Source organism: Novacetimonas hansenii JCM 7643 (assembly GCF_000964405.1).
Taxonomy (GTDB): domain Bacteria; phylum Pseudomonadota; class Alphaproteobacteria; order Acetobacterales; family Acetobacteraceae; genus Novacetimonas; species Novacetimonas hansenii.
Genome location: NZ_BANE01000212.1, coordinates 1 through 569, shown reverse-complemented (window position 1 = coordinate 569; position 569 = coordinate 1). Strand labels below are relative to the sequence as shown.

Sequence of the window (569 nt, the reverse complement as noted above, 5' to 3'; positions counted from 1 at the left end):
CAGAACGACAGGGATTACAGAGCAAATCTCTCGCCCTGCATCACGACGGAAACACCTACCGTGTCCAGATCCGTGATGCGAGAGCTCGTGATCGTGCCGCAGTCCTCATTCCACTCGACGGGGGCGAAGAACTGCGGATTGCAGAAGTGCGCAGGTTCATTCGCTATCTTTCCGGAGCACCGGTTCCGCCTTTATCCCGGACGCTGGGGCTGCCGCTCTACCGTGCCCGTTTTATCGCGGACGCCATCTGTGCCTATGCCGGACGACGGGCTGGTGCCTCCCATCGCGATATCGGTGTGGTTCTTGATCCGTCCGTAAGACACATGAACGCGCGGCAATGGGATACCTCGTCCCAGCGTGGACGCGTCGGACGTCTGCTGCGTAAGGCCACGCGATTGGCCGAAGAGCGCGAATATCTCACCCTTCTCAGACCCGCCCGTTTCCGTCTTTCCCGGTAGATTTCTTCGCCGTCCGGCACGTACGCCCATAGACGACAGTAATCTGCGTACGTCCCCGGCACGACACTTTCCGTCCACGCTGCGCCCAGTCACGCCCGAACCGACGGAGGC

The 569-nt window shown here is 61.0% G+C and carries 1 protein-coding gene; it reads left to right on the top strand.

Features of this window, described 5'->3' with window-relative positions; genetic code table 11:
• On the top strand, positions 1 to 458 hold a 458-nt coding region (locus B7G66_RS13265; RefSeq protein WP_148424801.1), incomplete at its 5' end, for a DNA -binding domain-containing protein.
• Positions 459 to 569 lie beyond the last annotated feature (111 nt).